This window comes from Pseudomonas sp. LY-1, assembly GCF_053502595.1.
The window spans coordinates 4,735,925-4,761,984 of sequence record NZ_CP094353.1 but is presented as its reverse complement, the minus strand read 5'-3'; the positions used below and the strand labels follow the sequence as shown (position 1 = coordinate 4,761,984).

The window sequence follows — 26,060 nt, the reverse complement described above, 5'->3', positions numbered from 1 at the left end:
GCCAAAGGGTTATTGAATGTCTCAAGACCCGGGGCATAGAAAGACCGCTGATGAGGACCGACTGATGGCCGGCAAAACGCTTTACGACAAGCTTTGGGATTCCCATGAAGTGAAACGGCGCGACGATGGCTCGTCGCTGATCTATATCGACCGTCACATCATCCATGAAGTGACCTCGCCCCAAGCGTTCGAAGGCCTGCGGCTGGCCGGGCGCAAGCCTTGGCGCGTCGACTCGATCATCGCCACCCCGGATCACAACGTGCCGACCACTCCGGAGCGCAAGGGCGGGATCGACGCCATTGTCGACACCGTGTCGCGTTTGCAGGTGCAGACCCTCGACGACTACTGCGACGAATACGGCATCACCGAATTCAAGATGAATGACGTGCGCCAAGGCATCGTCCACGTGATCGGCCCGGAGCAGGGCGCGACCTTGCCCGGCATGACCGTGGTCTGCGGCGACTCCCACACCTCCACCCACGGCGCGTTCGGCGCCCTGGCCCATGGCATCGGCACCTCGGAGGTGGAACATGTGTTCGCCACCCAGTGCCTGGTCGCCAAGAAAATGAAGAACATGCTGGTGCGCGTCGAAGGCCAATTGCCTTTCGGTGTGACCGCCAAGGACATCGTGCTCGCCGTGATCGGCAAGATCGGCACCGCCGGCGGTAACGGCCATGCCATCGAATTCGCCGGCAGCGCCATTCGCGACCTGTCCATCGAAGGCCGCATGACCATCTGCAACATGTCCATCGAAGCCGGTGCCCGCGTGGGCATGGTGGCGGCGGACGAAAAAACCGTCGAGTACGTCAAAGGCCGTCCGTTCGCCCCCAAAGGCGCCGACTGGGATGCCGCCGTTGAGGCCTGGAAAGACCTGGTCTCCGACGCCGATGCCGTGTTCGACACCGTGGTGGAACTGGACGCCAGCCAGATCAAGCCGCAAGTCAGCTGGGGCACCTCGCCGGAAATGGTCTTGGCCGTCGACCAGAACGTGCCGGACCCGGCCAAGGAAGCCGACCTGGTCAAGCGCGGTTCCATCGAGCGCGCCTTGAAGTACATGGGCTTGAAAGCCAACCAGGCGATCACCGACATTCAGTTGGATCGCGTGTTCATCGGTTCCTGCACCAACTCGCGGATCGAAGACCTGCGCGCCGCGGCAGTGATCGCCAAGGGCCGCAAAGTCGCCTCGACCATCAAGCAGGCCATCGTGGTGCCGGGTTCGGGCCTGGTGAAGGCCCAGGCCGAAGCGGAAGGCCTGGACAAGATCTTCCTCGAAGCCGGTTTTGAATGGCGTGAACCGGGCTGCTCCATGTGCCTGGCGATGAACCCGGACCGCTTGGAGTCCGGCGAGCATTGCGCGTCGACCTCCAACCGTAACTTCGAAGGGCGTCAGGGCGCCGGTGGGCGTACTCACCTGGTGAGCCCGGCCATGGCCGCCGCCGCTGCCGTCAACGGTCGTTTCATCGACGTTCGCGAATTGATCTGAGGAATACCCGATGAGAGCTTTTACCCAACACACTGGTCTTGTCGCGCCGTTGGACCGTGCCAACGTGGACACTGACCAGATCATCCCCAAGCAGTTCTTGAAGTCGATCAAGCGCACCGGTTTCGGCCCCAACCTGTTCGACGAGTGGCGCTACCTGGACGTGGGCTACGCCTACCAGGACAACTCCAAGCGCCCGCTGAACAAGGACTTCGTGCTCAACGCCGAACGTTACCAGGGCGCCAGCGTGCTGCTGGCGCGGGAAAACTTCGGCTGCGGCTCCAGCCGCGAACACGCGCCGTGGGCCCTGGAAGAATATGGCTTTCGCAGCATCATCGCGCCGAGCTACGCCGACATCTTCTTCAACAACAGCTTCAAGAACGGCTTGCTGCCGATCATCTTGAGCGATGCCGAAGTGGATGAGCTGTTCAAGCAAGTGGAAGCCAACCCCGGCTACGAACTGACCGTCGACCTCGCCGCGCAGACCGTGACCCGTCCGGACGGCAAGGTGTACCACTTTGAAGTGGATGCCTTCCGCAAGCACTGCCTGCTCAACGGCCTGGACGACATCGGCCTGACCTTGCAGGACGGCGATGCGATTGCCGCGTTTGAAACCAGGCACCGGGCCAGCCAGCCTTGGTTGTTTCGCGACGCTTGATGTGATGTAGGCAGGACCGCCGCCATCGGGAGCAAGCTCCCTCCCACATTTTGATGTGTGAACACCTTCAAATGTGAGAGGGGCGGTGCGACGATTCGACTTGCCCCCGATGGGGCCAGAACAAACACCGCAAGGCCCATTGAGGAAACTCCCATGACCCACACCGCCCACACCCAAGTCGTGCAAAAACAATTCGGTGAACAGGCCTCGGCCTACCTGAGCAGTGCCGTACACGCCCAAGGTACTGAATTTACGCTGCTCCAGGCCGAACTGGCCGGGCACGGCGCTGCGCGACTGCTGGATCTGGGCTGCGGCGCCGGTCATGTCAGTTTCCATGTGGCGCCGCTGGTAAAAGAAGTGGTGGCCTACGACCTGTCCCAGCAGATGCTCGACGTGGTCGCCGCCGCTGCCGCAGACCGTGGCCTGGGCAATATCCGCACGGTCCACGGCGCCGCTGAGCGCTTGCCGTTCGCCGATGGCGAATTCGACTTCGTGTTCAGCCGCTATTCGGCGCACCATTGGAGCGACCTCGGCCTGGCCCTGCGCGAAGTGCGCCGGGTGCTCAAGCCGGGTGGCGTGGCGGCGTTTGTCGATGTCTTGTCACCGGGCAGCCCGCTGTTGGACACTTACCTGCAAACCGTCGAAGTGCTGCGCGACACCAGCCACGTGCGCGATTACTCCGCCGCCGAATGGATGCGCCAGCTCAGCGAAGCCGGTCTGCATGTGCGCAACAGCAGCCGCCAGCGCCTGCGCCTGGAATACACCTCGTGGGTCGAGCGCATGCGTACGCCAGCGCCTTTGCGTGCGGCGATTCTTGAGCTGCAACAGGCAATGGGCCAGGAAGTCCGCGATTATTACGAAATTCAAGCCGACGGCACCTTCAGCACCGACGTGCTGGTGGTTTGGGCCGAACGCTGAGTATTTTTCCCGACCTGCCCCAGGGCGGGTCGCATGATGAAATGAGGAACGCATGAGCAAGCAGATTCTGATTCTCCCAGGCGACGGTATTGGTCCGGAAATCATGGCCGAAGCGGTCAAAGTCCTGGAACTGGCCAACACCAAGTACAACCTGGGCTTCGAATTGAGCCACGACGTGATCGGCGGCGCGGCCATCGACAAGCACGGCGTGCCCCTGGCCGACGAGACCCTGGACCGCGCCCGTGCGGCCGACGCTGTGTTGCTTGGCGCCGTGGGTGGCCCGAAATGGGACAAGATCGAGCGTGACATCCGCCCTGAGCGCGGCCTGCTGAAGATCCGCGCGCAACTGGGCCTGTTCGGCAACCTGCGCCCGGCAATCCTCTACCCGCAACTGGCCGACGCGTCGAGCCTCAAGCCGGAAGTGGTGGCGGGCCTGGATATCCTGATCGTGCGCGAGCTGACCGGCGGTATCTACTTCGGCTCGCCGCGCGGCGTGCGCGAGCTGCCGAATGGCGAGCGCCAGGCCTACGACACCCTGCCGTACAGCGAGAGCGAAATCCGCCGTATCGCCCGGGTCGGTTTCGACATGGCCCGCGTGCGTAGCAAGAAGATCTGCTCGGTCGATAAGGCCAACGTCCTGGCCTCCAGCCAGCTGTGGCGCGAAATCGTCGAAGAAGTCGCCAAGGACTACCCGGACGTCGAACTCAGCCACATGTACGTCGACAACGCCGCCATGCAATTGGTGCGCGCGCCGAAGCAGTTCGACGTGATCGTCACCGACAACCTGTTCGGCGACATCCTGTCCGACCAGGCGTCGATGCTCACCGGTTCCATCGGCATGCTGCCGTCGGCGTCCCTGGACACTAACAACAAGGGCATGTACGAGCCGTGCCACGGTTCGGCGCCAGACATCGCAGGCCTTGGCATCGCCAACCCGCTGGCGACCATTTTGTCGGTGTCGATGATGCTGCGTTACAGCTTCAACCTGGGCGACGCGGCGGATGCCATCGAGAAGGCCGTGAGCCTGGTGTTGGACCAGGGCTTGCGCACCGGAGACATCTGGTCGCAGGGTTGCACCAAAGTCGGTACGCAAGAAATGGGTGACGCAGTAGTCGCCGCGTTGCGGAATCTGTAATCTCTCGGGCCCGCTTGCAGTTGTTGCTGCAAGTCGGCCCACTTTTTAACAAGGTGTAGTTGCGATGAAACGTGTAGGTCTGATCGGTTGGCGCGGTATGGTCGGTTCCGTGCTCATGCAGCGGATGCTGGAAGAGCAGGATTTCGATCTTATTGAGCCGGTGTTTTTCACCACTTCGAACGTGGGTGGCCAAGGGCCGTCCGTGGGCAAGGATATTGCGCCGCTCAAGGACGCCTACAGCATTGAAGAGCTGAAAACCCTCGATGTGATTCTGACCTGCCAGGGCGGCGACTACACCAGCGAAGTGTTCCCCAAGCTGCGCGAAGCCGGCTGGCAGGGTTACTGGATCGATGCCGCGTCCAGCCTGCGCATGCAGGACGATGCGGTGATCGTGCTCGACCCGGTCAACCGCAAGGTCATCGACCAGCAACTCGACGCTGGCACCAAGAACTATATCGGCGGCAACTGCACCGTCAGCCTGATGCTGATGGGCCTGGGCGGCTTGTTCGAAGCCGGCCTGGTCGAGTGGATGAGCGCCATGACTTATCAGGCGGCGTCCGGCGCCGGCGCGCAGAACATGCGCGAACTGATCAAGCAGATGGGCGCGACCCACGCGGCGGTCGCCGATCAACTGGCCGACCCGGCCAGCGCGATCCTCGACATCGACCGCCGTGTGGCCGAAGCCATGCGCAGCGACGCCTACCCGACCGAGAACTTCGGCGTGCCGTTGGCCGGTAGCCTGATCCCGTGGATCGACAAGGAACTGCCGAACGGGCAGAGCCGTGAAGAGTGGAAGGCCCAGGCCGAGACCAACAAGATCCTCGGTCGCTTCAAGAGTCCGATCCCGGTGGACGGCATCTGCGTGCGTATCGGCGCCATGCGCTGCCACAGCCAGGCGCTGACCATCAAGCTGAACAAAGACGTGCCGATCGCCGATATCGAAGGGCTGATCAGCCAGCACAACCCTTGGGTCAAGCTGGTGCCGAACAGCCGCGAAATCAGCATGCAGGAGCTGAGCCCGACCAAGGTCACCGGCACCCTGAATGTTCCGGTGGGGCGTCTGCGCAAGCTGAACATGGGCACCCAGTACCTGGGCGCGTTCACCGTCGGCGACCAGTTGCTGTGGGGCGCGGCCGAACCGCTGCGGCGCATGCTGCGGATTCTGCTGGAGCGTTGATCGCTTGAGGCACTAAGAAAAACCCGCGACTGGTGACAGGCGCGGGTTTTTTGTTGGCTTTCAGGAAGGCATCGGGAGCAAGTCGAATCGTCGCACCGCAAGGCCCAGCCCAATTGCCTCACCCCCCACCACCCGGTAAAGTGCCGCTCCCCCCGCAATGCCCGAGGCAGCTCCCATGACCCAGACCTTTGATATCGCCGTGATCGGCGCCACCGGCACCGTCGGTGAAACCCTGGTGCAGATCCTCGAAGAGCTGGCTTTCCCGGTGGGTACCCTGTACCTGCTGGCGGGCAGCAACTCCGCGGGCGCGTCGGTACCGTTCCGTGGCAAGAACGTGCGCGTGCGGGAAGTCGATGAGTTTGACTTCAGCAAGGCGCAACTGGCGTTTTTCGCCGCCGGCCCGGCGGTGACCCTGAGCTTCGCCCCGCGCGCCACGGCGGCCGGCTGTTCGGTGATCGATTTGTCGGGCGCATTGCCGGCCGCGCAAGCGCCTCAGGTGGTGCCGGAAGCCAATGCCCATGTGCTGGAGGGCTTGAAAAAGCCGTTCCAGCTCGGCAGCCCGAGCCCGTCCGCGACCAACCTGGCGGTGGTGCTGGCGCCGCTGCGCGGGATTCTGGATATCCAGCGTGTCAGCGTTACCGCCAATCTGGCGGTGTCTGCCCAGGGCCGTGAAGCAGTCAGCGAGCTGGCGCGCCAAACCGCCGAGTTGCTGAATGTGCGCCCGCTGGAGCCCAAATTCTTTGATCGGCAGATGGCATTCAACCTGTTGGCACAAGTCGGCACGCCGGATGCCCAAGGTCATACAGCGCTGGAGAAACGTCTCGTACACGAACTGCGCGCGGTGCTGGAAACTCCTTTACTAAAGATTTCTGCGACTTGCGTTCAAGCCCCGGTGTTTTTTGGCGATAGCTTGACTGTGTCATTGCAATTGGGTTCGCCGGTCGACCTTGCCGCCGTCAACCGTGCGCTCGACGCCGCAGCGGGTATCGAGCGGGTGGAGGAAGGGGATTACCCGACAGCGGTGGGTGATGCCGTCGGCCAGGATGTAGTCTACGTCGGACGAGTGCGTGCGGGGGTGGACGATCCGGCGGAACTAAATCTGTGGTTGACGTCAGATAACGTGCGTAAAGGCGCCGCACTGAATGCGGTGCAGCTGGCGCAGTTGTTGATAAAAGGCCTTGTGTAAAAGATACTTGGCGGCAATTTGTAGATTGATTCTAACCAGGCGCTATGCTTGGCCCCAAGCAGGAACAGTTGCGTGTCGGTGACCTATCGGCTCGCCGTGCCTTATGGCAACGGTTACCAACCTTCTCGCAGGCCGGGGAGTGTTCAAACAAAGGATGAGGCTATGGTTCAAGTTCGCAAACTGGTGTTAGCAATAGCGGCCGCCTCGGCGCTGTCCTCCGGTATGGCGCAGGCGCTGCAGCTGGGGGAGATGACCCTCAAGTCGAAGTTGAACCAGCCGTTGTCGGTGGAAATCGAATTGCTCGACGTCGGCGGCCTCACGGCCTCCGAGATCACCCCGAGCCTGGCGTCGTCCCAGGCGTTTGTCGATGCCGGCGTCGATCGCCAGGCGTTCCTCAATGACCTGACGTTCACCCCGGTGATCAACCCGGCCGGGCGCAGTGTGGTGCGTGTCACGTCCAGCAAGCCGCTGCCTGATGCCTACGTGCGGTTCCTGCTGCAAGTGCAATGGCCCAATGGCCGCTTGATGCGTGACTACAGCGTGCTGCTCGACCCGGCCAAGTTCGACCAGTCGACGCCGACCAACAGCGCAGCCACGCCGCGTTTGAGCGCGCCCGCGTTGAGCGTGCCGGCCCAGCACACCACCACGGCCCGTGACACGCTATGGGAAATCGCCGAGAAGCACCGTAATGGCGCTTCGGTGCAGCAGACCATGCTGGCGATCCAGGCACTCAACCCTGACGCTTTTATCGGCGGCAACATCAACCGTCTGAAAACCGGCCACGTGCTGCGCCTGCCGGATACCGTACAAAGCACGGCGTTACCGCAGTCCAAGGCCATTGCCGAAGTGACCGCGCAGAACGTCGCCTGGCGCCAGGGCCGCCGTGCCGCGCCCCATCAGGCGGCCGGTAAGCAACAACTGGACGCCACCAAGCGCACCCAGGCTGGCAATGCACCGGCGAGCACCAACGCCAAGGACAACTTGAGTCTGGTTTCGGCCGACTCCGCCAAGAAGGGCGCGAAGGGCAAGGCGGGTGATGGCCAGGCCCTGAGCGACAAGCTGGCGATGGCCCGGGAACAGCTCGACACCACCCGCCGTGACAACGAAGAACTGAAAAGTCGCGCCGCAGACCTGCAGAGCCAATTGGACAAGCTGCAAAAGCTGATCCAGCTGAAAAACGATCAACTGGCCAGGTTGCAGGCTGAAAAAGGCGCCCCGGCAACCCCGGCGACTGCGGTCATGCCCGCGCAGTTGGCAGGTGAGCCGCCGGCCGCTGCAGTCGCGCCCGCTGAGCCGGCCGCCACTGCGGCCCCGGTGGCCGAGCCGATCAAGCCCGACGCCGTGCCTGCGACCAGCGAAGACAAATTCAACGAACTGCTGACCAACCCGATTGTGCTTGGCGTCATCGGCGGCGCAGCCGGCCTGGTGGCGTTGGTGCTCCTGTTGCTGTGGGCGCGTCATCGCAATGCCCGTCGCGCAGAAGAAAAGCACCTGCGCATGGCGCGGGCCCTGTCCGAAGAGCCGGAATTCACCTCGAACATCGACCTTGATCTGCCACCGGACAGCTTCGCTGGCCTGGAAGTACCGGCACCGAACGTGACGTTGGCCGCCGCGCCTGCGCCTGCGCCGGCACCTGTGGTCGCGCCGGCAGCGGCACCAAGCGCGGCCTCGGTGCTTGCGCCACTGGCTGGCGCCGTAGCGCCGGAAAACACCAATGATGCGCTGGTCCAGGCCCAATCCCATATCGACCGCGGTCACTTGAACCAGGCGGCCGATGTGTTGGAGCAAGCCATCAAGTACGAACCCAAGCGCAGCGACCTGCGCTTGAAACTGATGGAAGTCTACGGCCTGCAGAACGACAAGGACGGTTTTGTCGTCCAGGAGCGTCAGTTGGTGGCCAATGGTGAAAACCATGCCCAGGTCGAGCAGCTCAAGTCGCGCTTCCCGGCCATGGCCGTGTTGGCGGCGGGAGTGAGTGCCGCCGTGGCCGCCGCCGCGATGGACGCTCAATACGTCAAGGATCTGCTGGAAGACAAGCCGGCCGCCGCGCCGCAAGCGACTGCAGAAGCGGAGCCGTTCGATACTGATTTCGATCTGAGTCTGGACGAGCTGGAGGCGGCTTCGCCAGCGGCGTTGGACAAGACCGATCAGCAGACCTTCGAAGCGCTGCTGCAGCAACAGACCGATGCCAAGCCAAGCCCGGAAGATCTGTCGGACTTTGACCTCGACCTGCAACTGGACCCGCCGGCGTCCCAGTCCGATGACGACTTCCTTTCGGGGCTTGAAGATCAGATGAAGGACGTGTCGCCGGTCGAACCGCCGACCCTGACCCCGGCCGCCCTGGACGACCTCGACCTGCCGGAAGACTTCGACCTGTCCCTGGCTGACGAGCCGGACGCCCCGGCGGCCAAACCCGATGCGTTCGCCTCGGAACTGGATGACGTCAACGCCGAGCTCGATCGTCTGTCCCAGAGCCTGGAAAACCCGCCGATCGAGCCGTCCTTCACCGCCGAAGACGCGGCGCTGGGCGGTGACGAACCGGAGGTCGACTTCCTCTCCGGCACCGATGAGGTCGCAACCAAGCTGGATTTGGCCCAGGCCTATATCGACATGGGCGATACGGATGGCGCGCGGGATATCCTTTCCGAAGTACTGACCGAGGGTGATGAAACCCAGCGCGGCGAAGCCAAGGAAATGCTTGGCCGACTGGTGTAATCGCCACGGGATGACCCAGACGGCGGCCTTCGGGCCGCCGTTTTGCATTGCCGGTACCAAACACATGGCGTCTGGGGCGCAGCGCCTTATAATGCCCGCCTTTGCGCAACTCATCAGGCTCTCAGTTCTTGGCAAATATAGATAACCCGGCTGCCGAAATGGCGGCTGCAGGCTTTTACCGCATCGCCCTGGGCGTGGAATACAAAGGTTCGCGCTATTGCGGCTGGCAGCGCCAGGCGTCCGGCGTGCTGACGGTGCAGGAAACCCTGGAAAAGGCCCTGTCCAGAGTCGCCGACTCGCCGGTATCGCTGATGTGCGCCGGGCGTACCGACGCCGGCGTCCACGCCTGCGGCCAGGTGGTTCACTTCGACACCCAGGCCGAGCGCTCGATGAAAGCGTGGGTGATGGGCGCTAATATCAATTTGCCCCATGACGTCAGTGTCAGTTGGGCCAAGGTCATGCCGGCGCACTTTCATGCGCGCTTCAAGGCGATCGCCCGGCGTTACCGCTATGTGATCTACAACGATCAGATCCGCCCGGCGCACCTCAACGAAGAAATCACCTGGAACCACCGCCCGCTGGATGCCGAGCGCATGGCCGAAGCCGCGCAGCATCTGGTTGGCGTCCACGATTTCAGCGCGTTCCGTGCCGGCCAGTGCCAGGCCAAGTCACCGATCAAGGAAGTCCATCACTTGCGGGTGACGCGTCACGGCAAGATGATCGTGCTGGATATCCGCGCCGGAGCGTTCCTGCACCATATGGTGCGCAACATTGCCGGTGTGTTGATGACCATCGGCACCGGCGAGCGCCCGGTGGAGTGGGCCAGGGAAGTACTGGAAAGCCGTATTCGGCGGACCGGCGGCGTCACGGCGCATCCGTTTGGCCTGTATCTGGTGGAAGTGGAGTACCGCGACGAGTTCGAGCTGCCGCAGCGCTTCATCGGGCCACACTTCCTCACAGGTTTCAGCGAACTTGGCGGCTGACGCCCGGAAAAGCTTTTGTTACCATCCGGGACTTTCTCGGTTCAACCCCTGAGGTTTCCACGACATGTCAGCCGTTCGCAGCAAGATTTGTGGGATTACCCGCATAGAAGACGCGCTGGCGGCAGTCGAAGCGGGGGCGGATGCCATCGGTTTGGTGTTTTATGCCAAGAGCCCGCGGGCGGTGAATGTGCTGCAGGCGCGGGCGATCATCGCCGCACTGCCGCCGTTCGTGACCACCGTGGGCTTGTTCGTCAATGCCAGCCGCTGCGAACTCAACGAAACCCTGGATGCCGTGCAACTGGACATGTTGCAGTTTCACGGCGATGAAAGCCCTGACGAATGCGAAAGCTACCAGCGTCCGTATATCAAGGCGTTGAGAGTCAAGGCCGGGGATGACATCGCCGGCGCTTGCGCGGCCTACACCGGTGCGCGCGGGATACTGCTGGACACCTACGTCGAAGGCGTACCCGGCGGCACCGGCGAAGCCTTCGATTGGTCGCTGATCCCCGAGGGGTTGAGCAAACCGATCATCCTGGCCGGCGGGCTTACCCCCGCCAATGTCGCGGCGGCGATCGAGCAGGTCCGGCCGTATGCCGTGGATGTCAGCGGTGGGGTAGAGCAGGGCAAGGGCATCAAGGACCACGGCAAGATTCGCGCATTCATGCAGGCTGTGCGCAACAGCGATGGCGCGATGTGACGGCTGGCAGTCTGCCGCCGTCCATAACTACCACTGTGTAAAACAGCCCGGTGCCCCCTGCGGGAGGCCCGGAAATGAAGTGGCAACCCTGCACGGGCAGGTTGTCTGGAAGGCTGAGGAAACATGCGGGAAATGGCTGGTCGAACGTCTGACCCCGTCTTGCATGTGTCATCGCCACATATGAATTTAGCTCAAGGGCATACGCGGGGCTGTGTTCAAGCCACCGGTACTGGAGAAAGAAAGCATGAGCAACTGGTTAGTAGACAAACTGATCCCTTCGATCATGCGTTCCGAGGTGAAAAAAAGCTCGGTTCCTGAAGGTCTGTGGCACAAATGCCCATCCTGCGACGCGGTGTTGTACCGCCCGGAGCTGGAAAAGACCCTGGACGTTTGCCCTAAGTGCAACCACCACATGCGTATCGGCGCTCGCGCGCGCATCGACATTTTCCTCGACGCCGACGGCCGTAACGAGCTGGGCGCGGACCTGGAGCCGGTTGACCGCCTCAAGTTCCGTGACGGCAAGAAGTACAAGGACCGCCTGACCGCTGCACAGAAGCAGACCGGTGAGAAAGACGCGCTGATTTCGGTCAGCGGCAAGCTGCTGGGCATGCCGGTCGTGGTGTCGGCGTTTGAGTTCTCCTTCATGGGCGGTTCCATGGGTGCCATCGTCGGCGAGCGTTTCGTGCGCGCCGCCAACTACGCCCTGGAAAACCGCTGCCCGATGATCTGCTTCTCAGCCTCCGGTGGTGCGCGCATGCAGGAAGCCCTGATCTCCCTGATGCAAATGGCCAAGACCTCCGCGGTGCTGGCACGTCTGCGGGAAGAGGGCATTCCGTTCATCTCCGTGCTGACCGATCCGGTGTACGGCGGTGTTTCCGCCAGCCTGGCGATGCTGGGCGACGTGATTGTCGGCGAGCCCAAGGCCCTGATCGGCTTTGCCGGCCCGCGTGTGATCGAGCAGACCGTTCGCGAAAAACTGCCGGAAGGCTTCCAGCGCAGCGAATTCCTGCTGGAGCACGGTGCGATCGACATGATCATCGCCCGTGGCGAGTTGCGTCCACGCCTGGGTAGCCTGCTCGCGCAAATGATGGGCCTGCCGACGCCGGTCTACATCGCGCCGAAGGTTGAGCCGATCGTCGTGCCGCCGGTGCCTGCAAACCTATGACCCAACGTACCCTGGGCGAATGGCTCGCCTACCTTGAGCAGTTGCATCCGTCCGCCATCGACATGGGCCTGGAGCGCTCGCAACAGGTAGCGGCCCGCCTCGGGTTGGGCCGCCCGGCGCCGCGAGTGATCACGGTGACGGGGACCAACGGCAAGGGCTCGACCTGTGCCTTTGTCGCCGCGCTGCTGCAGGCCCAAGGCCTGAAGGTCGGCGTGTACAGCTCGCCGCACCTGCTGCGCTACAACGAGCGGGTGCAACTCAATGGTGTGGAAGCCACTGACGAGCAGCTCTGCGAAGCCTTCGCCGCGCTCGATGCCGGGCGCGGTGAGATTTCCCTGACGTACTTCGAGATGGGCACTCTGGCGGCGTTCTGGCTGTTCGAACGGGCGCGCCTGGACGTGGTCGTGCTTGAAGTGGGCCTGGGCGGGCGCCTGGATACGGTCAACGTGGTGGATGCCGACCTGGCGCTGGTCACCAGCATCGGTGTCGACCATGTCGACTACCTGGGCGATACCCGTGAATCCGTGGCCTATGAAAAGGCCGGCATCTTCCGCCAGGGCAAGCCTGCGCTGTGCGGTGACCTGGACCCGCCGCAGACGTTGCTCGACCGGGTGCGGGAGCTGGATTGCCCATTCTTCCTGCGCGGGCGTGAGTTCAATCTTGAGGTCGGTGCTGAGCATTGGCAGTGGCGCGGGCGTGATGCGCGCGGCCAGCTCGTGGCGTTGCATGACCTGCCGCTGCTGAACCTGCCGATGGAAAACGCCGCGCTCGCCCTGCAAGCCTATCTGCTATTGGATCTGCCGTGGAATCCTGCGCAGATTGCTCGTACATTGCTGGCGACGCGGATCGTCGGGCGTCTGGACCGCCGTGCCTTCGATTGGCAGGGCAAGCGCCTGAACCTGCTGCTGGATGTGGGGCACAACCCCCACGCCGCCGAATACCTCGCGCAACGCCTGTCGCGTACAGCGCCGGTCGGTCGCCGCCTGGCGGTGTTCGGCTTGCTGGCCGACAAGGATCTGGAGGGCGTAGTGACGCCGTTGCTGGGGAATGTCCAGGCCTGGGCCGTGGCGCCCCTGGACACGCCGCGCAGCCGTCCGGCCGCCGAGCTTGAGGCGGCCCTGCAGAACCTTGGTGCGCGCGTGGCGTCGTATGCAAGTGTCACTGCGGCCCTTGAAGCGCAGTGTGCGGTTGCCACGCCCGAGGATGAGATTCTGTTGTTCGGGTCATTTTATTGTGTTGCCGAGGCGCTCGAATGGTTGGCCCGGCGCTCCACGGAGGAAGCTGCACATGGCATTACTGGATAGCGCATACAAGCAGCGGATGGTCGGTGCCCTGGTGCTGGTGGCCTTGGCGGTGATTTTCCTGCCGATGCTGTTTTCCCGTCAGGACGAACAGCGCCAGGTGGTCGTCGAGGCCCCGGCAGCGCCCCAGGCGCCGGTCGTGCCTCAGGTGCAGGTTGAGCCGGTGGTGGTGCCTGAGCCGCAGGCATTGCCTGAAGAAGAGCCGGTGCCGGCCGATGAGGAGTTGGCCGCGCAGCCGGCCCCTTCGATGCCGGTGCAGCCGAGTGTGCCTGTGGTCAAGCCGGCGCCTGCCGTCGCTGCCAAGCCCGCTGCGCCAGCGCCTGCCCCCAAGCCGGTCGTGCCGCAGCCTGCCGCGCCGGGCAAACCGGACGTGGGTCAGAGCCGTATCGACCCGAATGGCCTGCCGATCAGTTGGTCGATCCAGTTGGCCAGCCTGGCCAATCGCGAAAGTGCCGAGGCCTTGCAGAAAAAACTGCGCAGCCAGGGCTACAACGCTTACATCCGCAGCGCCGATGGCAAGAACCGCGTGTTTATCGGGCCGTTGATCGAGCGCGCCGAGGCGGACCGTCTGCGCGATTTGTTGGGGCGTCAGCAGAATCTCAACGGTTTTGTGGTGCGTTTCCAGCCTGAACGCGGCTGAGTTCACGCCGCTTTCAGCTTGGAATGCAGTCAAATGTGGGAGGGGGCTTGCCCCCGATGGCGGTCGATCAGTATCGGTTGTGCTGACTGATCCATCGCCATCGGGAGCCAGCCCCCTTCCACTTTGGTTTCGAGTGGGCCTTGAAATGCGCTTAACTCGTCACAAACTATTGTTTTGCAAAGCACCCGCAATCACAGCTTACCGATAGCCCGGCGCTCTGCTAAAATGCGCCGCCTTATCCGTCTGTAGGCTGCACCGTGCCATTTACCTGGGTTGATTGGGCGATCGTCGCAATCGTCGCCATCTCCGCTTTGATCAGTCTAAGCCGCGGCTTCGTAAAAGAAGCACTGTCGTTGCTGACCTGGATCATTGCAGGAGTCGTCGCCTGGATGTTCGGCGGTTCGCTGTCGGTCTACTTGAGCGGGTACATCGAGACACCTTCGGCTCGCGTCATCGCGGGCTGCGCCATCATGTTCATCGCCACGCTGCTGGTGGGAGCAATGGTCAATTATCTTATTGGCGAGTTGATACGTGTCACCGGCCTCTCCGGGACCGATCGATTTCTCGGCATGGCCTTCGGCGCTGCGCGTGGCGCGTTGCTGGTGGTCGTGGCGGTCGGGCTGTTGAGCCTGGGGCCAGTACAGCAGGATTCGTGGTGGCAGGAGTCGGTACTCGTGCCAAAATTTCTATTGGTTGCAGATTGGTCCAAGAACCTCATTTTGGGGTGGAGCAGTCAGTGGCTGGCCAGCGGGATCAGCGTGCCCGCTGATCTTCCGTTCAAGGAGCACCTCTTACCGGCCAAAACGCCTCAGTAAGCAGTGTTCAGTCAAGATTCATTAAGTAGGGGTTGCGTCGCATGTGTGGCATCGTCGGTATCGTCGGTAAGTCGAACGTCAATCAGGCGCTGTATGACGCGCTAACCGTCCTCCAGCACCGCGGCCAGGACGCTGCCGGTATTGTGACCAGCCACGACGGCCGGTTATTCCTGCGCAAGGACAATGGTCTGGTACGTGACGTGTTCCATCAGCGTCACATGCAGCGCCTCGTCGGGCACATGGGCATTGGCCATGTGCGTTACCCGACTGCCGGTAGCTCGACCTCGGCCGAAGCTCAACCGTTTTACGTCAACTCGCCTTACGGCATCACCCTGGCGCATAACGGTAACCTGACCAACGTTGAACAACTGGCCAAGGAGATTTACGAATCTGACCTGCGCCACGTCAACACCAACTCTGACTCGGAAGTGTTGCTCAACGTGTTCGCTCACGAGCTGGCCCAGCGCGGCAAGCTGCAGCCGACCGAAGAAGATGTGTTTGCCGCCGTCACCGACGTGCATAACCGTTGCGTCGGTGGTTACGCGGTAGTGGCGATGGTCACCGGTTATGGCATCGTCGGTTTCCGTGACCCGCACGGCATCCGCCCGATCGTGTTCGGCCAGCGTCATACCGACGAAGGCGTCGAGTACATGATCGCCTCCGAAAGCGTGTCCCTGGACGTGCTGGGCTTCACCCTGATCCGCGACCTGGCACCGGGCGAAGCGGTGTACATCACCGAAGATGGCAAGCTGCACACCCGCCAGTGCGCTGTTGCGCCGAAACTCACCCCGTGCATCTTCGAACACGTCTACCTGGCGCGTCCGGATTCGATCATCGACGGCGTTTCGGTGTACAAGGCGCGCCTGCGCATGGGCGAGAAGCTGGCCGACAAGATCCTGCGCGAGCGCCCTCAGCACGATATCGACGTGGTGATCCCGATCCCGGATACCAGCCGTACCGCTGCGCTGGAGCTGGCCAACCACTTGGGCGTCAAGTTCCGTGAAGGCTTCGTCAAGAACCGCTACATCGGCCGCACGTTCATCATGCCTGGCCAGGCGGCGCGCAAGAAGTCTGTACGCCAGAAGCTCAACGCCATCGAACTGGAATTCCGCGGCAAGAATGTGATGCTGGTGGATGACTCCATCGTGCGTGGCACCACCTGCAAGCAGATCATCCAGATGGCCCGCGAAGCTGGCGCGAAGAACGTGTACTTCTGCTCCGCCGCGCCTGCCGTGCGTTACCCGAACGTGTACGGCATCGACATGCCGAGCGCCCACGAGCTGATCGCCCACAACCGCACGACCCAGGACGTAGCCGATCTGATCGGCGCCGATTGGCTGATCTATCAGGACCTTTCCGACCTGATCGAAGCGGTCGGCGGTGGCAAGATCAAGATCGAGCAGTTCGACTGCGCGGTGTTCGACGGCAAATACGTGACCGGTGATGTCGATGAGGCTTACCTGAACAAGATCGAGCAGGCGCGTAACGACTCGTCGAAGATCAAGACCCAGGCGGTCAGTGCGATCATCGATCTGTACAACAATTGAGTGAACACCGGCCCTGAGGGGCCGGTTTTGTATCTTAAACAAAGCATTGAGTAAGGAGTCGCAGCATGAGTCAGGAATGGGATGCCGGTCGGTTGGACAGCGACCTCGATGGCGTAGCTTTCGATACCCTGGCTGTGCGCGCCGGTCAGCACCGCACGCCAGAAGGCGAGCACGGTGATCCGATGTTCTTCACCTCCAGCTATGTGTTCCGCACCGCTGCCGACGCCGCTGCGCGTTTTGCCGGTGAAGTGCCGGGCAACGTCTATTCCCGTTACACCAACCCGACCGTGCGCGCGTTCGAAGAGCGTATCGCCGCACTGGAAGGCGCTGAGCAGGCGGTCGCCACGGCGACCGGCATGGCGGCGATCCTGGCGGTGGTCATGAGCTTGTGCAGCGCCGGCGACCATGTGCTGGTGTCACGCAGCGTGTTCGGTTCGACCATCAGCCTGTTCGAAAAGTATTTCAAGCGCTTCGGTATTGAAGTGGACTACGTGCCTTTGGCGGATCTTTCCGGCTGGGATGCAGCAATCAAAGCCAATACCAAGCTGCTGTTCGTCGAGTCGCCGTCCAACCCGCTGGCCGAGTTGGTGGACATCGCCGCGCTGTCGCAAGTCGCGCATGCCAAAGGCGCCATGCTGGTGGTCGACAACTGCTTCTGCACGCCGGCGTTGCAACAGCCGTTGAAGCTGGGTGCGGATGTTGTCGTGCATTCGGCGACCAAGTTCATCGACGGCCAAGGCCGTTGCATGGGCGGTGTGGTGGCGGGGCGTAGCGAGCAGATGAAAGAAGTGGTGGGTTTTCTGCGCACGGCCGGCCCGACCCTGAGCCCGTTCAATGCATGGATCTTCCTCAAGGGCCTGGAGACTCTCAGCCTGCGGATGAAAGCCCATTGCGCGAACGCCCAGGCCCTGGCCGAGTGGCTGGAGCAGCAGGACGGTATCGAGAAGGTTCACTACGCCGGTCTCAAGAGCCATCCGCAGCACGCATTGGCCCAGCGCCAGCAGCGCGGCTTCGGTGCGGTGGTGAGTTTTGAAGTGAAAGGCGGCAAAGAGGGCGCCTGGCGCTTTATCGACGCGACGCGCCTGATCTCGATCACCGCCAACCTGGGTGACAGCAAGACCACCATTACCCATCCGAGCACCACGTCCCACGGCCGCCTGGCGCCGCAGGAGCGGGAAGCGGCGGGTATTCGCGACAGCCTGATCCGTGTTGCGGTGGGGCTTGAAGACGTCGCTGACTTGCAGGCTGATCTGGCCCGTGGGCTGGCGGCTTTGTGATCGAGTGGTCCATGGAAGCGGCTGCGGGCGGTAACGGCCGCGTCGCGCTGGTGACGGGCGCTGCCCGGGGCATTGGCCTGGGGATCGCGGCGTGGCTGATCAGCGAAGGCTGGCAGGTGGTGTTGGCCGACCTGGACCGCGAGCGCGGCTCCAAGGTCTCCAAGGTGCTCGGCGAGAACGCCTGGTTTATCACCATGGACGTGGCCGACGAGAAGCAAGTCGCCCAGGGCGTCGCTGAAGTGCTCGGGCAGTTCGGGCGCCTGGATGCGTTGGTGTGCAATGCGGCGGTGGCCGACCCGCGCAATATCACCCTTGAAAGCCTTGACCTGGCCTCCTGGAATCGCGTGCTGGCGGTGAATCTCAGCGGCCCGATGCTGTTGGCCAAGCACTGTGCGCCTTACCTGCGCGCCCATGGCGGTGCGATCGTCAACCTGGCCTCGACCCGGGCTCGGCAGTCGGAGCCGGACACCGAAGCCTACGCGGCGAGCAAGGGCGGCGTGCTGGCCCTGACACACGCCTTGGCGATGAGCCTTGGCCCGGAAGTGCGGGTCAACGCCGTCAGCCCTGGCTGGATCGATGCGCGTGATCCGGCAGCCCGTCGCGCAGAGCCGCTGACCGACGCCGACCACGCCCAGCACCCGACGGGCAGGGTTGGCACGGTGGAGGACGTGGCGGCGCTGGTGGCATGGCTGCTGTCGCGCCAGGCCGGGTTCGTCACCGGGCAGGAGTTTGTGGTGGACGGCGGCATGAGCAAGAAGATGATTTACAGCGAGTAGGGTGGGTAGCCGTCTTGAAACTATTTTGTCTTTTTCAGAAAAACTTCAAGCAGGCTATTGACTTAGGTCCGCTATCTGCGTAAATTTCGCGGCCTCAACGAAGCAAAGGGTGATTAGCTCAGCTGGGAGAGCATCTGCCTTACAAGCAGAGGGTCGGCGGTTCGATCCCGTCATCACCCACCACTTCTTGAGAGTTTTGCCCTAGGGTAAGACGCAACGTTAAAGGTTGCACCGACGCGCAGCGGTAGTTCAGTCGGTTAGAATACCGGCCTGTCACGCCGGGGGTCGCGGGTTCGAGTCCCGTCCGCTGCGCCATATTTGCCAGGTTCGATTCGTCGGGCTTGAGGTTGAACAGCCAAGGCTGATCAGCCAGATGTTTAAAGACGGTCGAGGGTTTACGTTCGGCCGGTCAAGCGATACGCAGCGGTAGTTCAGTCGGTTAGAATACCGGCCTGTCACGCCGGGGGTCGCGGGTTCGAGTCCCGTCCGCTGCGCCATATCTGCTTCAAGGCCCACTGAACGCCTTGCAGCACAAAGAAAGCCGTTGGCTGCCTTTGACCCGATAGCAAAGACCCTGGTCGAAAGACCGGGGTTTTTTGTGTCTGCGATTCAGCATTGATCGGCGCGTGTCGGCAAGCTACCTCAGCCCCTGTGGACGCAAGCTTGCCTGCGATGATGTCGGCTGAGTGCGCCGTGCCAGCATCCCAGGCAAGCCTTCCCATCAGAACCCCAGCTTATCCCGTAGCCCGTAATACCAGGCGCCCATCGCGGCAAACGGCGTGCGCAGCAGTTGCCCGCCGGGGAACGGGTAGTGCGGCAGGTCGGCAAACGCGTCAAAACGCTCTGCCTGGCCTCGAAGGGCCTCTGCCAGTACCTTGCCCGCCAGGTGTGTGTACGTCACGCCGTGGCCGCTGCAGCCTTGGGAGTAATAGATGTTGTCGCCCAGGCGACCGACTTGCGGCAAGCGCGACAGGGTCAGCAGGAAATTGCCGGTCCAGGCGTAGTCAATCTTCACATCCTTGAGTTGCGGGAAGGCCTTGAGCATCTTCGGGCGGATGATTGCTTCGATATTGGCCGGGTCCCGCGCGCCATAGACCACGCCACCGCCGAAGATCAGGCGTTTGTCACTGGTCAGGCGGTAGTAGTCGAGCAGGTAATTGCAATCTTCGACGCAGTAGTCCTGTGGCAATAGCGTTTTGGCCAGTTCGTCCCCCAGCGGTGCGGTGGTGATCACCTGCGTGCCGCACGGCATCGATTTGGCCGCCAATTCCGGCACCAGGTTCCCCAGGTAGGCATTGCCGGCGACGATGATGAACTTCGCCCTGACCTTGCCCTCGGCGGTGTGTACCACTGGGTTGGCGCCGCGCTCGATGCGCAATGCGGCTGACTGCTCATAAATCGTGCCGCCGAGGGACTCTACGGCTGCTGCTTCGCCCAGCGCCAGGTTGAGCGGGTGGATATGTCCGCCGTTCATGTCCAGCAGGCCGCCGACGTAATTGTCACAGGCCACCACCTCGCGGATGCGCCGCTCGTCCAGCAACTCCAGCTGCGTATGGCCATAACGCTCCCACAAGCGCTTCTGCGACTCCAGGTGACCCATGTGCTTGCTGTTCAGCGCGGCGAATACTCCACCGTCCTTCAGATCGCACTGAATCTGGTACTTGGCGATCCGCTCACGAATGATCCTGCCGCCCTCGAACGCCATCTGTCCCAGCAACTGCGCCTGCTTCGGCCCGACGCTGCGCTCGATCACATCGATATCGCGGCTGTAGCTGTTGACGATCTGCCCGCCGTTGCGGCCAGACGCGCCAAACCCCACCTTGGCTGCCTCCAGGACTGTCACGCGAAAACCGTTCTCCAGCAGAAACAGCGCGCTGGAGAGTCCGGTGTAGCCAGCACCGATCACGCACACATCGGTTTCGACTTCACCTTGCAGCACTGGGCGAGGCGGAGCCGCATTCGCCGACGCGGCGTAATACGACTGGGGGTAGGGGGTGTTCGCCATCCTGGAACCTCTGTTTTATATTTTTTACGAGTGCCCTGATCCTACCTGAGTTGAAAATCGCCTGCCAGCCGCCCGAAAAATACGGGTGTGCGGGCCGAAAATAAAAAATTCGCATATTCATAGGGTTAGCTGCAAAAAAGATGTTGACAGCCCTCCGGAATTCCGTAAAATGCCGCCTCACAGCAGGCACGTAGCTCAGTTGGTTAGAGCACCACCTTGACATGGTGGGGGTCGTTGGTTCGAGTCCAATCGCGCCTACCAAACAAAATCCGCTCTGCTGGGCGGTCTAGAAGGGCTCACCGAAAGGTGGGCCCTTTTTTGTATGCGCCTGAAATTTGGGCGCAGTTTCGCCACGCCCCGTTCGCGGCGGACGGTGAAGCGGGCGATCAGAAGAAAAGCTGAGCCACCGCTAGCAGACAGATGATCTGGACGAGCATCTGGCCGAGAATTTCGCCATTGAACGTTTCCATATGCGTTTGTCCGGCGTACATAGTGGCTAGCCTCTTTGTCGGCAATATTGCCCTGAACGATGCACAGAACGTGCGGTTGCTTTGTTGAGTGTAGTGGCTGAATGAGAATCTTCACGCCGGGCCGACACAAGGCGATCACCCCCCCCCCACGGTTTGTCGGTCTGCAGCGACAATTCTCCCGCCTTGGAAAAAAACACTCGAAACACGTCGCCCCGTCCTGGGAGCTGCCGCTGTAGCGCCGGGGATGCGTCGCGTGAGCGCTGTTGGCGTTTACAAGCGTCGAGGTGATCCGTAGATTGCCTCGAGTCTATTTTTGTCGTCGCCTGCGAGGAAGCCACACCGTGCCCATCCCCGGTTCAGCTGTATTTGCCCAGCGTTATCGCGCCTTCCTGTTCGATATGGATGGCACCTTGCTCAACTCCATTGCGGCTGCCGAAAGGGTGTGGAGTATCTGGGCTGAACGTCATGGCCTGGATGTGGCGGCGTTCCTGACCACCATTCATGGCGCGCGGGCGATCGATACGATCAGGCGTCAGGCGTTGCCTGGGGTCGATCCTGAGGCTGAGGCGCAATGGATCACCGAGGCTGAGCTGAATGATGTCGAGGGTGTGGTGGCGATTCCCGGCGCCGTTGCGTTCTTGAATGATGTGCCCAGCGATCAATGGGCGTTGGTGACGTCCGCTCCCAGGGAGTTGGCGCTGCGGCGCCTGCAGGCGGCGGGCATCAGTCCGCCGGCGGTGTGGGTGACGGCCGAGGATGTCGCCAACGGCAAGCCGGATCCCGCCTGCTATAGGCTGGGTGCGCAACGTCTGGGTGTCGCGGCCCAGGACTGCCTGGTATTCGAAGATGCGACGGTGGGGATCCGAGCGGGGGAGGCGGCGGGCGCGGATGTGATGGTCGTGACCTCGACGCACCTGACACCCATGGTGACTGCGCATGCCTGGATTGACGGGTATGAGCAGTTTCAGGTGCGGCGCGACGCTGAAGGCCTGCTGCGCGTCGAGCGCCGAATGGAGTGAGAGGAAAAGGGTGCGTTCTATCGGCCGTGGCCTTCTTCACACGTGCCTGGGGCGCCGGGCGTGTGCAAAGGATAATTTTTCACGCCCTGGCGCGACAGCACCATCTCTCTGAGTATCTCATTGGCAAGTCGGGCAATCGCTTCTTCGCCGCGATAGTGCGCGCGCACGATGCCGGTGATTGCGAAGTGGTCGGTGTTCGGGCCGCTGAGAATGGCTGAGAGGGTGCCGTCAGCATGTAATGTGCAGACGACCTTATAGCTGGGCAAGCGCGATGCCAGTGCAGATTCGATTTGGGATTTGCTCAGGGTGTCCATCTGTTTCAACGCCTTTCAGCCGACCGTGCAAGGCCAAGCATAGGTGCTGCTGCAGGGCTGTAAATACCGGCGATCTGATAGCCAGGCATCAGCCGTCAGCGGGTAGTTCTCCGGTGTTCGCCGGGAGCTGCGCGCTGGCACATTTTGCGCTGGACGGTTTTCTGGATCGGCTTGAGGCAGAACACAAACAGGTAGCCGCCGAGCAACAGCGTCAAGTCCAGCCACGACGGCACATCGGTGACGTAGATGTCTTTGATTTCGAACCTCAAGCCGCATTCCAATCCCGCAAAGACGAGCCCGATGAACAGGGCGATCATCCAGGAACGGGCGGCAAAAGGTCGCTTCGTGCTAGGCCTCATCGATGTGCTCCTGAGTGCACTCGTATGGCGGAAGAGGTTCTCACGAGGTTCGGCTGCAAATCATGTAACAAGTTCCGGGCGTAATGACAGTTTCATCTTTTTAGCGACGATGAAAGGACTGGATACGCTGAACGCGAAAAGAACGCGAGCAGGCCAATAGGGTTTTCGCCAGCCGTGACCGTGAACGAAAAGGCTGGCTACTGAAGGCGCTTCAAGGCGTCTGGTTTTTGTCCGGCGCCGTCAGGCCGGCCTGGATGCGCTGGTAGATTTCCTCGCGATGCACGGCAACATCCTTCGGTGCATTGATGCCGATTCGTACTTGCTGGCCGCTGACGCCCAGGATGGTGATCGTAATGTCATCACCGATGTTTATGCTTTCACCAACTTTACGGGTGAGTATCAGCATGGACTTCTCCTTGATTACTTTTAAGGACACATGTTTCAGACAGGGCAGGTGTCGGATGTGTGTAGCTTACTGCTAAGCGCTTCCCTGTGACTGCCTCTTTTAGGACGCATAGAGGCGACATTAATTCCCATGGCGTCATCATACAGGTCTGCGATACATGATTCGCATTGTTTAACCCAACGTTTATGACGGCCAGAATAGACAGTGGATGATAAAGTTGCCTCTTTATCCTTAAAGGAGCAGGGCAGTGCGTAAAGTAGCGATGGCAATGGCGGTGTTGGCATTGGCCGGTTGCGGTGAAGGCAAGCGTGTCGAAGAGCCCAGGGCCAAGCCCGCCGTGACTGAAAGCCAGCCGCAAACCGGTGCGATTGCCGCTCAGGAGTGGGACCTGCGCGTGGGCCCGCCGGATCACAAGCTGCAGGCGATCACCGACCTGACCGCCTGGTTGCTGGAGCATGGTTTCAATTTTTATATCGTGAAGGAAGACGGCAAGGATGTGGTGCTGTTGGGGCCATTCCAAACCAGGGCCGAGGCTGAAGCCAAGCAGGCCTTGCTGAGGGAAAAACTTGCCCGTGCCAAGAAAAACGACACCGAGTCGCAGATCATCGAACACAAGGTCGCGCAGTAACCGGCCGATTGGGCGGGAAAATACCGATTTTTCCCGCTCGGTTTCAGTTGCAGGCTTTCAGATTCACCGGGCCGATGAACTCGTTGCCGCGCCCCATCACGCAGGCTACCGTCTGATTGCGTTGGCGCTCCCAGGTCTGCACCGGATAGGTCTTGTTCCAGGCTTCGTACAGTTGGCGATCCTGTTTCGACAGGCGCAAGCCGTATTGTTTACTCATGTAAAAATACGTCCGTGCGATCATCCCGCGAATGGACGGACGCGGCATGACCTTCTTGGCCTTGAAGTCGACCTGGGTCAGGCATGAACCGTACTGCCCGCTTTGCACCGGCAGCCAGCCAAAACTGAAGTTGTTCCGGTCGCCATTGACCTCGCCGATGCTCGGCACGAGGTTGTGCAGGTCGGCTTCGGCGCGTTTGAACACGTCGTCATACCGCGTACAGTTCTTGCGCCCGCCATTCTGCCAGCACTGGCGCTGATGCCCGATCTGCCAGGCCGGCACGATATGTTCCCACTCGATGCGCGCGGCGCGGCTGGCGTTTTTGCGTGGGATGTAGCCGCAGGCTTTCAGGTCTACGCGGTTGCCCGTGTATTTGCAGCCGCAATAGAACTCGGTGGATTGTGGTGCGTAGAGCTTCCAGGCGATTTTCTTGGCTTCGCTGAACGTTCGGGGCGCTTGGGCGTGGGCGGCGACGGCAAAAAACAGGCACAAAAACACAGCAGTAAAACGGACACTCATTGAATCAATCTTCCTTCGGCACAACCCAGAAAATCTGCACGCCACCGTCGTCCCGGTAGGCGAGTGTGACGTTGTCGTTCTCCGCAATTTCCTCCAGCAGACGTTGCCATTCGTCCTCCGGTTCATCCGGCAGGCGGAAGATCAAGGCTGCCTTGGCTTTCTGGGCGTTGGTCGAATTGATGATCTTTTGCACACGAAGGGCCAGGCGTTCGTAAGCATCAGGCGGGGTTGGCGCTGCGGAAGAGGACTTTGCCACGGAGTATTCCTTAGTAAGCTGTACGTGCATACAGTATTTAACTGTAGGCGATTTCGCAACTGCTTAAAATTCAACAAGCTCGTCTGACAGTGATTCAAGCGAATTGATGTAGGGCGGGGAGATATGTAGCGAGGGTTTTGCGGGGAAGCAGGGGCGGGCGAATCCGCCCCTGCACAGGTGTTACCAGGAATCAGTATTCCCAGAACATCCGTTGCAGCTCTTTGCTGTCCTGGGTCTTGGTCAGGCCAACCATCGCCAGAATCCGCGCTTTCTGCGGGTTCAGGTCGTGGGCAGCCACCCAGTCGTACTTGTCGTCAGGCTGTTCGGCGTTGCGCAGCACGAAACCGCCGGCATTCACGTGGGACGAGCGAATGATCTGCACGCCTTGCTTGCGCAGTTCCTGCAGGGCCGGGACGACCTTGGAGGACACCGAACCGTTGCCGGTGCCTGCAAAGATGATGGCTTTGGCGCCGGCCTGGGCCAGGGCTTTGGCGGCAGTGTCGCTTACGTTGCCGTAGCCGTAGGCAATTTCGACGTCGGGCAGGCTCTTGATGGTCTTGATGTCGAACTCGGAGTCCATGGTGTGACGCTTGGCCGGCAGGCGGAACCAGTAGGATTTGCCTTCAACCACCATGCCCAACGGGCCCCATGGGCTCTTGAACGCTTCGGTCTTGATGTTGACCATCTTGCTCACGTCGCGACCCGACTGGATCTCGTCGTTCATGGTCACCAGCACGCCCTTGCCGCGGGCATCCTTGCTGCCGGCGACGGCGACGGCGTTGTACAGGTTGAGCATGCCGTCTGCCGACATGGCGGTACCTGGGCGCATCGAGCCGACAACAATGATGGGTTTGTCGGTTTTTTCCACCAGGTTCAGGAAGTAAGCGGTTTCTTCCAGGGTATCGGTGCCGTGGGTGATCACGATGCCGTCGACGTCCTTGCTGTCAGCCAGTTCGGCGACGCGGCGACCCAGTTGCAGCAGGTTTTCGTTATTGATGCTTTCGGAGGCAATTTGCATGACTTGCTCGCCGCGCACATTGGCGATCTGGCTAAGCTCGGGAACACCGGCGATCAATTGCTCGATGCCGACTTTGGCTGCCTGGTAGGTGGCGCTGTTAGCGGTGCTGGCGCCAGCGCCGGCAATGGTGCCGCCGGTGGCGAGGATCACCACGTTGGAGAGTTTGGCTTTGGTTTCGACTTCTTTTGCCTGAGCGGCAACGGGGAACAGCAGCAGGAGGGCGAGTGCGCCCGGAACAAAGGTCTTCAGTGCAGATTTCATTATTTTTCTCTCTGGTTTTTGATGAGTGCGGTAGCAAGTTCATCTAGAGCGCTCGGGCGGTTCTGAACGCCTCGAGGTGCAGGAAGGGAGCAGGATTTGTACCAGCCTGAACGCCTTC

Annotated in this window: 25 protein-coding genes and 4 tRNA genes; 22 read left to right on the top strand and 7 right to left on the bottom strand. The window is 61.6% G+C overall.

Annotation, left to right across the window (positions count from 1 at the left end):
• Positions 1-64 precede the first annotated feature (64 nt).
• The 19 genes from leuC (at position 65) to MOQ67_RS21665 (ending at position 18,967) form a co-directional block, all read left to right on the top strand.
• Positions 65-1,483 carry a 3-isopropylmalate dehydratase large subunit gene (leuC, locus tag MOQ67_RS21755; RefSeq protein WP_046382634.1) on the top strand — a complete coding sequence of 473 codons (1,419 nt, stop codon included), beginning with the start codon at positions 65-67 and terminating at the stop codon, positions 1,481-1,483.
• A gap of 10 nt (positions 1,484-1,493) precedes the next feature.
• Positions 1,494-2,138 carry a 3-isopropylmalate dehydratase small subunit gene (leuD, locus tag MOQ67_RS21750; RefSeq protein ID WP_026140124.1) on the top strand — a complete coding sequence of 215 codons (645 nt, stop codon included), beginning with the start codon at positions 1,494-1,496 and terminating at the stop codon, positions 2,136-2,138.
• A 153-nt stretch (positions 2,139-2,291) separates the two neighbouring features.
• Positions 2,292-3,056: a class I SAM-dependent methyltransferase gene (locus MOQ67_RS21745; protein WP_198718474.1), complete on the top strand. Its 765-nt coding sequence runs from the start codon at positions 2,292-2,294 to the stop codon at positions 3,054-3,056.
• Positions 3,057-3,108: 52 nt separating this feature from the next.
• Entirely contained in the window at positions 3,109-4,191 is a 1,083-nt protein-coding gene (leuB, locus tag MOQ67_RS21740) for a 3-isopropylmalate dehydrogenase (RefSeq protein WP_017847702.1), read from the top strand.
• Between the two features lie 64 nt (positions 4,192-4,255).
• The gene (gene asd, locus MOQ67_RS21735) at positions 4,256-5,368 is read left to right on the top strand and encodes an aspartate-semialdehyde dehydrogenase (protein ID WP_017847701.1); all 1,113 of its coding nucleotides are present in this window, start codon (positions 4,256-4,258) and stop codon (positions 5,366-5,368) included.
• 175 nt (positions 5,369-5,543) lie between these two features.
• Entirely contained in the window at positions 5,544-6,554 is a 1,011-nt protein-coding gene (locus MOQ67_RS21730) for an aspartate-semialdehyde dehydrogenase (RefSeq protein ID WP_017847699.1), read from the top strand.
• 162 nt (positions 6,555-6,716) lie between these two features.
• Positions 6,717-9,269 (top strand): FimV/HubP family polar landmark protein, encoded by a 2,553-nt coding sequence (locus tag MOQ67_RS21725; RefSeq protein ID WP_104902755.1) that lies wholly within the window; start codon positions 6,717-6,719, stop codon positions 9,267-9,269.
• A 158-nt stretch (positions 9,270-9,427) separates the two neighbouring features.
• Complete coding sequence (gene truA, locus MOQ67_RS21720; RefSeq protein WP_046382638.1) at positions 9,428-10,252, top strand: tRNA pseudouridine(38-40) synthase TruA; 825 nt, start codon at positions 9,428-9,430, stop codon at positions 10,250-10,252.
• Between the two features lie 64 nt (positions 10,253-10,316).
• Positions 10,317-10,949 (top strand): phosphoribosylanthranilate isomerase, encoded by a 633-nt coding sequence (locus MOQ67_RS21715; RefSeq protein ID WP_193040437.1) that lies wholly within the window; start codon positions 10,317-10,319, stop codon positions 10,947-10,949.
• 244 nt (positions 10,950-11,193) lie between these two features.
• Positions 11,194-12,114, top strand: coding sequence for an acetyl-CoA carboxylase, carboxyltransferase subunit beta (gene accD, locus MOQ67_RS21710; protein WP_017847695.1), 921 nt, complete (start codon positions 11,194-11,196; stop codon positions 12,112-12,114).
• A complete protein-coding gene (gene folC / locus MOQ67_RS21705; protein WP_128192431.1) occupies positions 12,111-13,418 on the top strand; it encodes a bifunctional tetrahydrofolate synthase/dihydrofolate synthase in 1,308 nt (435 codons plus the stop codon). Before accD ends, folC begins: the two co-directional genes overlap by 4 nt.
• Positions 13,402-14,055: an SPOR domain-containing protein gene (locus MOQ67_RS21700; RefSeq protein WP_046382642.1), complete on the top strand. Its 654-nt coding sequence runs from the start codon at positions 13,402-13,404 to the stop codon at positions 14,053-14,055. The genes folC and MOQ67_RS21700 overlap by 17 nt, the downstream gene beginning before the upstream one ends.
• Positions 14,056-14,312: 257 nt before the next feature.
• The gene (locus MOQ67_RS21695; protein ID WP_026140123.1) at positions 14,313-14,870 is read left to right on the top strand and encodes a CvpA family protein; all 558 of its coding nucleotides are present in this window, start codon (positions 14,313-14,315) and stop codon (positions 14,868-14,870) included.
• A gap of 41 nt (positions 14,871-14,911) precedes the next feature.
• Positions 14,912-16,417, top strand: a complete 1,506-nt coding sequence (gene purF, locus MOQ67_RS21690; protein ID WP_017847690.1) for an amidophosphoribosyltransferase — start codon at positions 14,912-14,914, stop codon at positions 16,415-16,417.
• Positions 16,418-16,482: 65 nt separating this feature from the next.
• Positions 16,483-17,694: an O-succinylhomoserine sulfhydrylase gene (locus MOQ67_RS21685; protein ID WP_057005680.1), complete on the top strand. Its 1,212-nt coding sequence runs from the start codon at positions 16,483-16,485 to the stop codon at positions 17,692-17,694.
• Between the two features lie 11 nt (positions 17,695-17,705).
• Entirely contained in the window at positions 17,706-18,470 is a 765-nt protein-coding gene (locus MOQ67_RS21680; protein ID WP_017847688.1) for an SDR family oxidoreductase, read from the top strand.
• A gap of 107 nt (positions 18,471-18,577) precedes the next feature.
• Positions 18,578-18,653: transfer RNA gene (locus MOQ67_RS21675), tRNA-Val, on the top strand.
• Between the two features lie 55 nt (positions 18,654-18,708).
• Positions 18,709-18,785 (top strand) — tRNA-Asp (locus tag MOQ67_RS21670).
• A gap of 105 nt (positions 18,786-18,890) precedes the next feature.
• A tRNA-Asp gene (locus MOQ67_RS21665) sits at positions 18,891-18,967 on the top strand.
• Between the two features lie 224 nt (positions 18,968-19,191).
• On the opposite strand, the gene MOQ67_RS21660 is transcribed toward MOQ67_RS21665, so the two are convergent.
• Positions 19,192-20,475 carry an NAD(P)/FAD-dependent oxidoreductase gene (locus MOQ67_RS21660; RefSeq protein WP_104902758.1) on the bottom strand — a complete coding sequence of 428 codons (1,284 nt, stop codon included), beginning with the start codon at positions 20,473-20,475 and terminating at the stop codon, positions 19,192-19,194.
• 184 nt (positions 20,476-20,659) lie between these two features.
• On the opposite strand from MOQ67_RS21660, the gene MOQ67_RS21655 reads away from it, so the two are divergent.
• A tRNA-Val gene (locus tag MOQ67_RS21655) sits at positions 20,660-20,736 on the top strand.
• A 550-nt stretch (positions 20,737-21,286) separates the two neighbouring features.
• Positions 21,287-21,964 (top strand): HAD family hydrolase, encoded by a 678-nt coding sequence (locus MOQ67_RS21650; protein ID WP_017847685.1) that lies wholly within the window; start codon positions 21,287-21,289, stop codon positions 21,962-21,964.
• Between the two features lie 17 nt (positions 21,965-21,981).
• Here MOQ67_RS21650 and MOQ67_RS21645 read toward each other — a convergent pair whose 3' ends face one another.
• The 3 genes from MOQ67_RS21645 to csrA all read right to left on the bottom strand — a co-directional run bounded on the left by MOQ67_RS21645 (position 21,982) and on the right by csrA (position 23,043).
• A complete protein-coding gene (locus tag MOQ67_RS21645; protein WP_017847684.1) occupies positions 21,982-22,278 on the bottom strand; it encodes a hypothetical protein in 297 nt (98 codons plus the stop codon).
• Positions 22,279-22,373: 95 nt separating this feature from the next.
• Complete coding sequence (locus MOQ67_RS21640; protein WP_017847683.1) at positions 22,374-22,637, bottom strand: hypothetical protein; 264 nt, start codon at positions 22,635-22,637, stop codon at positions 22,374-22,376.
• A gap of 211 nt (positions 22,638-22,848) precedes the next feature.
• Complete coding sequence (gene csrA / locus MOQ67_RS21635; RefSeq protein WP_003192511.1) at positions 22,849-23,043, bottom strand: carbon storage regulator CsrA; 195 nt, start codon at positions 23,041-23,043, stop codon at positions 22,849-22,851.
• Between the two features lie 247 nt (positions 23,044-23,290).
• Between csrA and MOQ67_RS21630 the strand changes: the two genes are divergently transcribed.
• Positions 23,291-23,671 carry an SPOR domain-containing protein gene (locus tag MOQ67_RS21630; RefSeq protein ID WP_198718380.1) on the top strand — a complete coding sequence of 127 codons (381 nt, stop codon included), beginning with the start codon at positions 23,291-23,293 and terminating at the stop codon, positions 23,669-23,671.
• A 43-nt stretch (positions 23,672-23,714) separates the two neighbouring features.
• On the opposite strand, the gene MOQ67_RS21625 is transcribed toward MOQ67_RS21630, so the two are convergent.
• From MOQ67_RS21625 to MOQ67_RS21615, 3 genes are all read right to left on the bottom strand, one after another.
• Positions 23,715-24,407: an endonuclease gene (locus MOQ67_RS21625; protein ID WP_448675561.1), complete on the bottom strand. Its 693-nt coding sequence runs from the start codon at positions 24,405-24,407 to the stop codon at positions 23,715-23,717.
• 4 nt (positions 24,408-24,411) lie between these two features.
• Positions 24,412-24,663, bottom strand: coding sequence for a DUF1654 domain-containing protein (locus tag MOQ67_RS21620; protein ID WP_017847680.1), 252 nt, complete (start codon positions 24,661-24,663; stop codon positions 24,412-24,414).
• Between the two features lie 190 nt (positions 24,664-24,853).
• Positions 24,854-25,942: an asparaginase gene (locus tag MOQ67_RS21615; RefSeq protein WP_017847679.1), complete on the bottom strand. Its 1,089-nt coding sequence runs from the start codon at positions 25,940-25,942 to the stop codon at positions 24,854-24,856.
• Between the last annotated feature and the right edge of the window lie 118 nt (positions 25,943-26,060).

Bases quoted from the DNA above. Each gene is read 5' to 3' on its own strand.
- MOQ67_RS21615 (WP_017847679.1), bottom strand. From the start codon at position 25,942: ATGAAATCTGCACTGAAGACCTTTGTTCCGGGCGCACTCGCCCTCCTG.
- MOQ67_RS21745 (WP_198718474.1), top strand. From the start codon at position 2,292: ATGACCCACACCGCCCACACCCAAGTCGTGCAAAAACAATTCGGTGAA.
- MOQ67_RS21715 (WP_193040437.1), top strand. From the start codon at position 10,317: ATGTCAGCCGTTCGCAGCAAGATTTGTGGGATTACCCGCATAGAAGAC.
- MOQ67_RS21660 (WP_104902758.1), bottom strand. From the start codon at position 20,475: ATGGCGAACACCCCCTACCCCCAGTCGTATTACGCCGCGTCGGCGAAT.
- MOQ67_RS21730 (WP_017847699.1), top strand. From the start codon at position 5,544: ATGACCCAGACCTTTGATATCGCCGTGATCGGCGCCACCGGCACCGTC.
- accD (WP_017847695.1), top strand. From the start codon at position 11,194: ATGAGCAACTGGTTAGTAGACAAACTGATCCCTTCGATCATGCGTTCC.
- leuB (WP_017847702.1), top strand. From the start codon at position 3,109: ATGAGCAAGCAGATTCTGATTCTCCCAGGCGACGGTATTGGTCCGGAA.
- MOQ67_RS21645 (WP_017847684.1), bottom strand. From the start codon at position 22,278: ATGGACACCCTGAGCAAATCCCAAATCGAATCTGCACTGGCATCGCGC.
- truA (WP_046382638.1), top strand. From the start codon at position 9,428: ATGGCGGCTGCAGGCTTTTACCGCATCGCCCTGGGCGTGGAATACAAA.
- MOQ67_RS21700 (WP_046382642.1), top strand. From the start codon at position 13,402: ATGGCATTACTGGATAGCGCATACAAGCAGCGGATGGTCGGTGCCCTG.
- folC (WP_128192431.1), top strand. From the start codon at position 12,111: ATGACCCAACGTACCCTGGGCGAATGGCTCGCCTACCTTGAGCAGTTG.
- MOQ67_RS21725 (WP_104902755.1), top strand. From the start codon at position 6,717: ATGGTTCAAGTTCGCAAACTGGTGTTAGCAATAGCGGCCGCCTCGGCG.
- MOQ67_RS21640 (WP_017847683.1), bottom strand. From the start codon at position 22,637: ATGAGGCCTAGCACGAAGCGACCTTTTGCCGCCCGTTCCTGGATGATC.
- csrA (WP_003192511.1), bottom strand. From the start codon at position 23,043: ATGCTGATACTCACCCGTAAAGTTGGTGAAAGCATAAACATCGGTGAT.
- MOQ67_RS21685 (WP_057005680.1), top strand. From the start codon at position 16,483: ATGAGTCAGGAATGGGATGCCGGTCGGTTGGACAGCGACCTCGATGGC.
- leuC (WP_046382634.1), top strand. From the start codon at position 65: ATGGCCGGCAAAACGCTTTACGACAAGCTTTGGGATTCCCATGAAGTG.
- asd (WP_017847701.1), top strand. From the start codon at position 4,256: ATGAAACGTGTAGGTCTGATCGGTTGGCGCGGTATGGTCGGTTCCGTG.
- MOQ67_RS21680 (WP_017847688.1), top strand. From the start codon at position 17,706: ATGGAAGCGGCTGCGGGCGGTAACGGCCGCGTCGCGCTGGTGACGGGC.
- MOQ67_RS21625 (WP_448675561.1), bottom strand. From the start codon at position 24,407: ATGAGTGTCCGTTTTACTGCTGTGTTTTTGTGCCTGTTTTTTGCCGTC.
- leuD (WP_026140124.1), top strand. From the start codon at position 1,494: ATGAGAGCTTTTACCCAACACACTGGTCTTGTCGCGCCGTTGGACCGT.
- purF (WP_017847690.1), top strand. From the start codon at position 14,912: ATGTGTGGCATCGTCGGTATCGTCGGTAAGTCGAACGTCAATCAGGCG.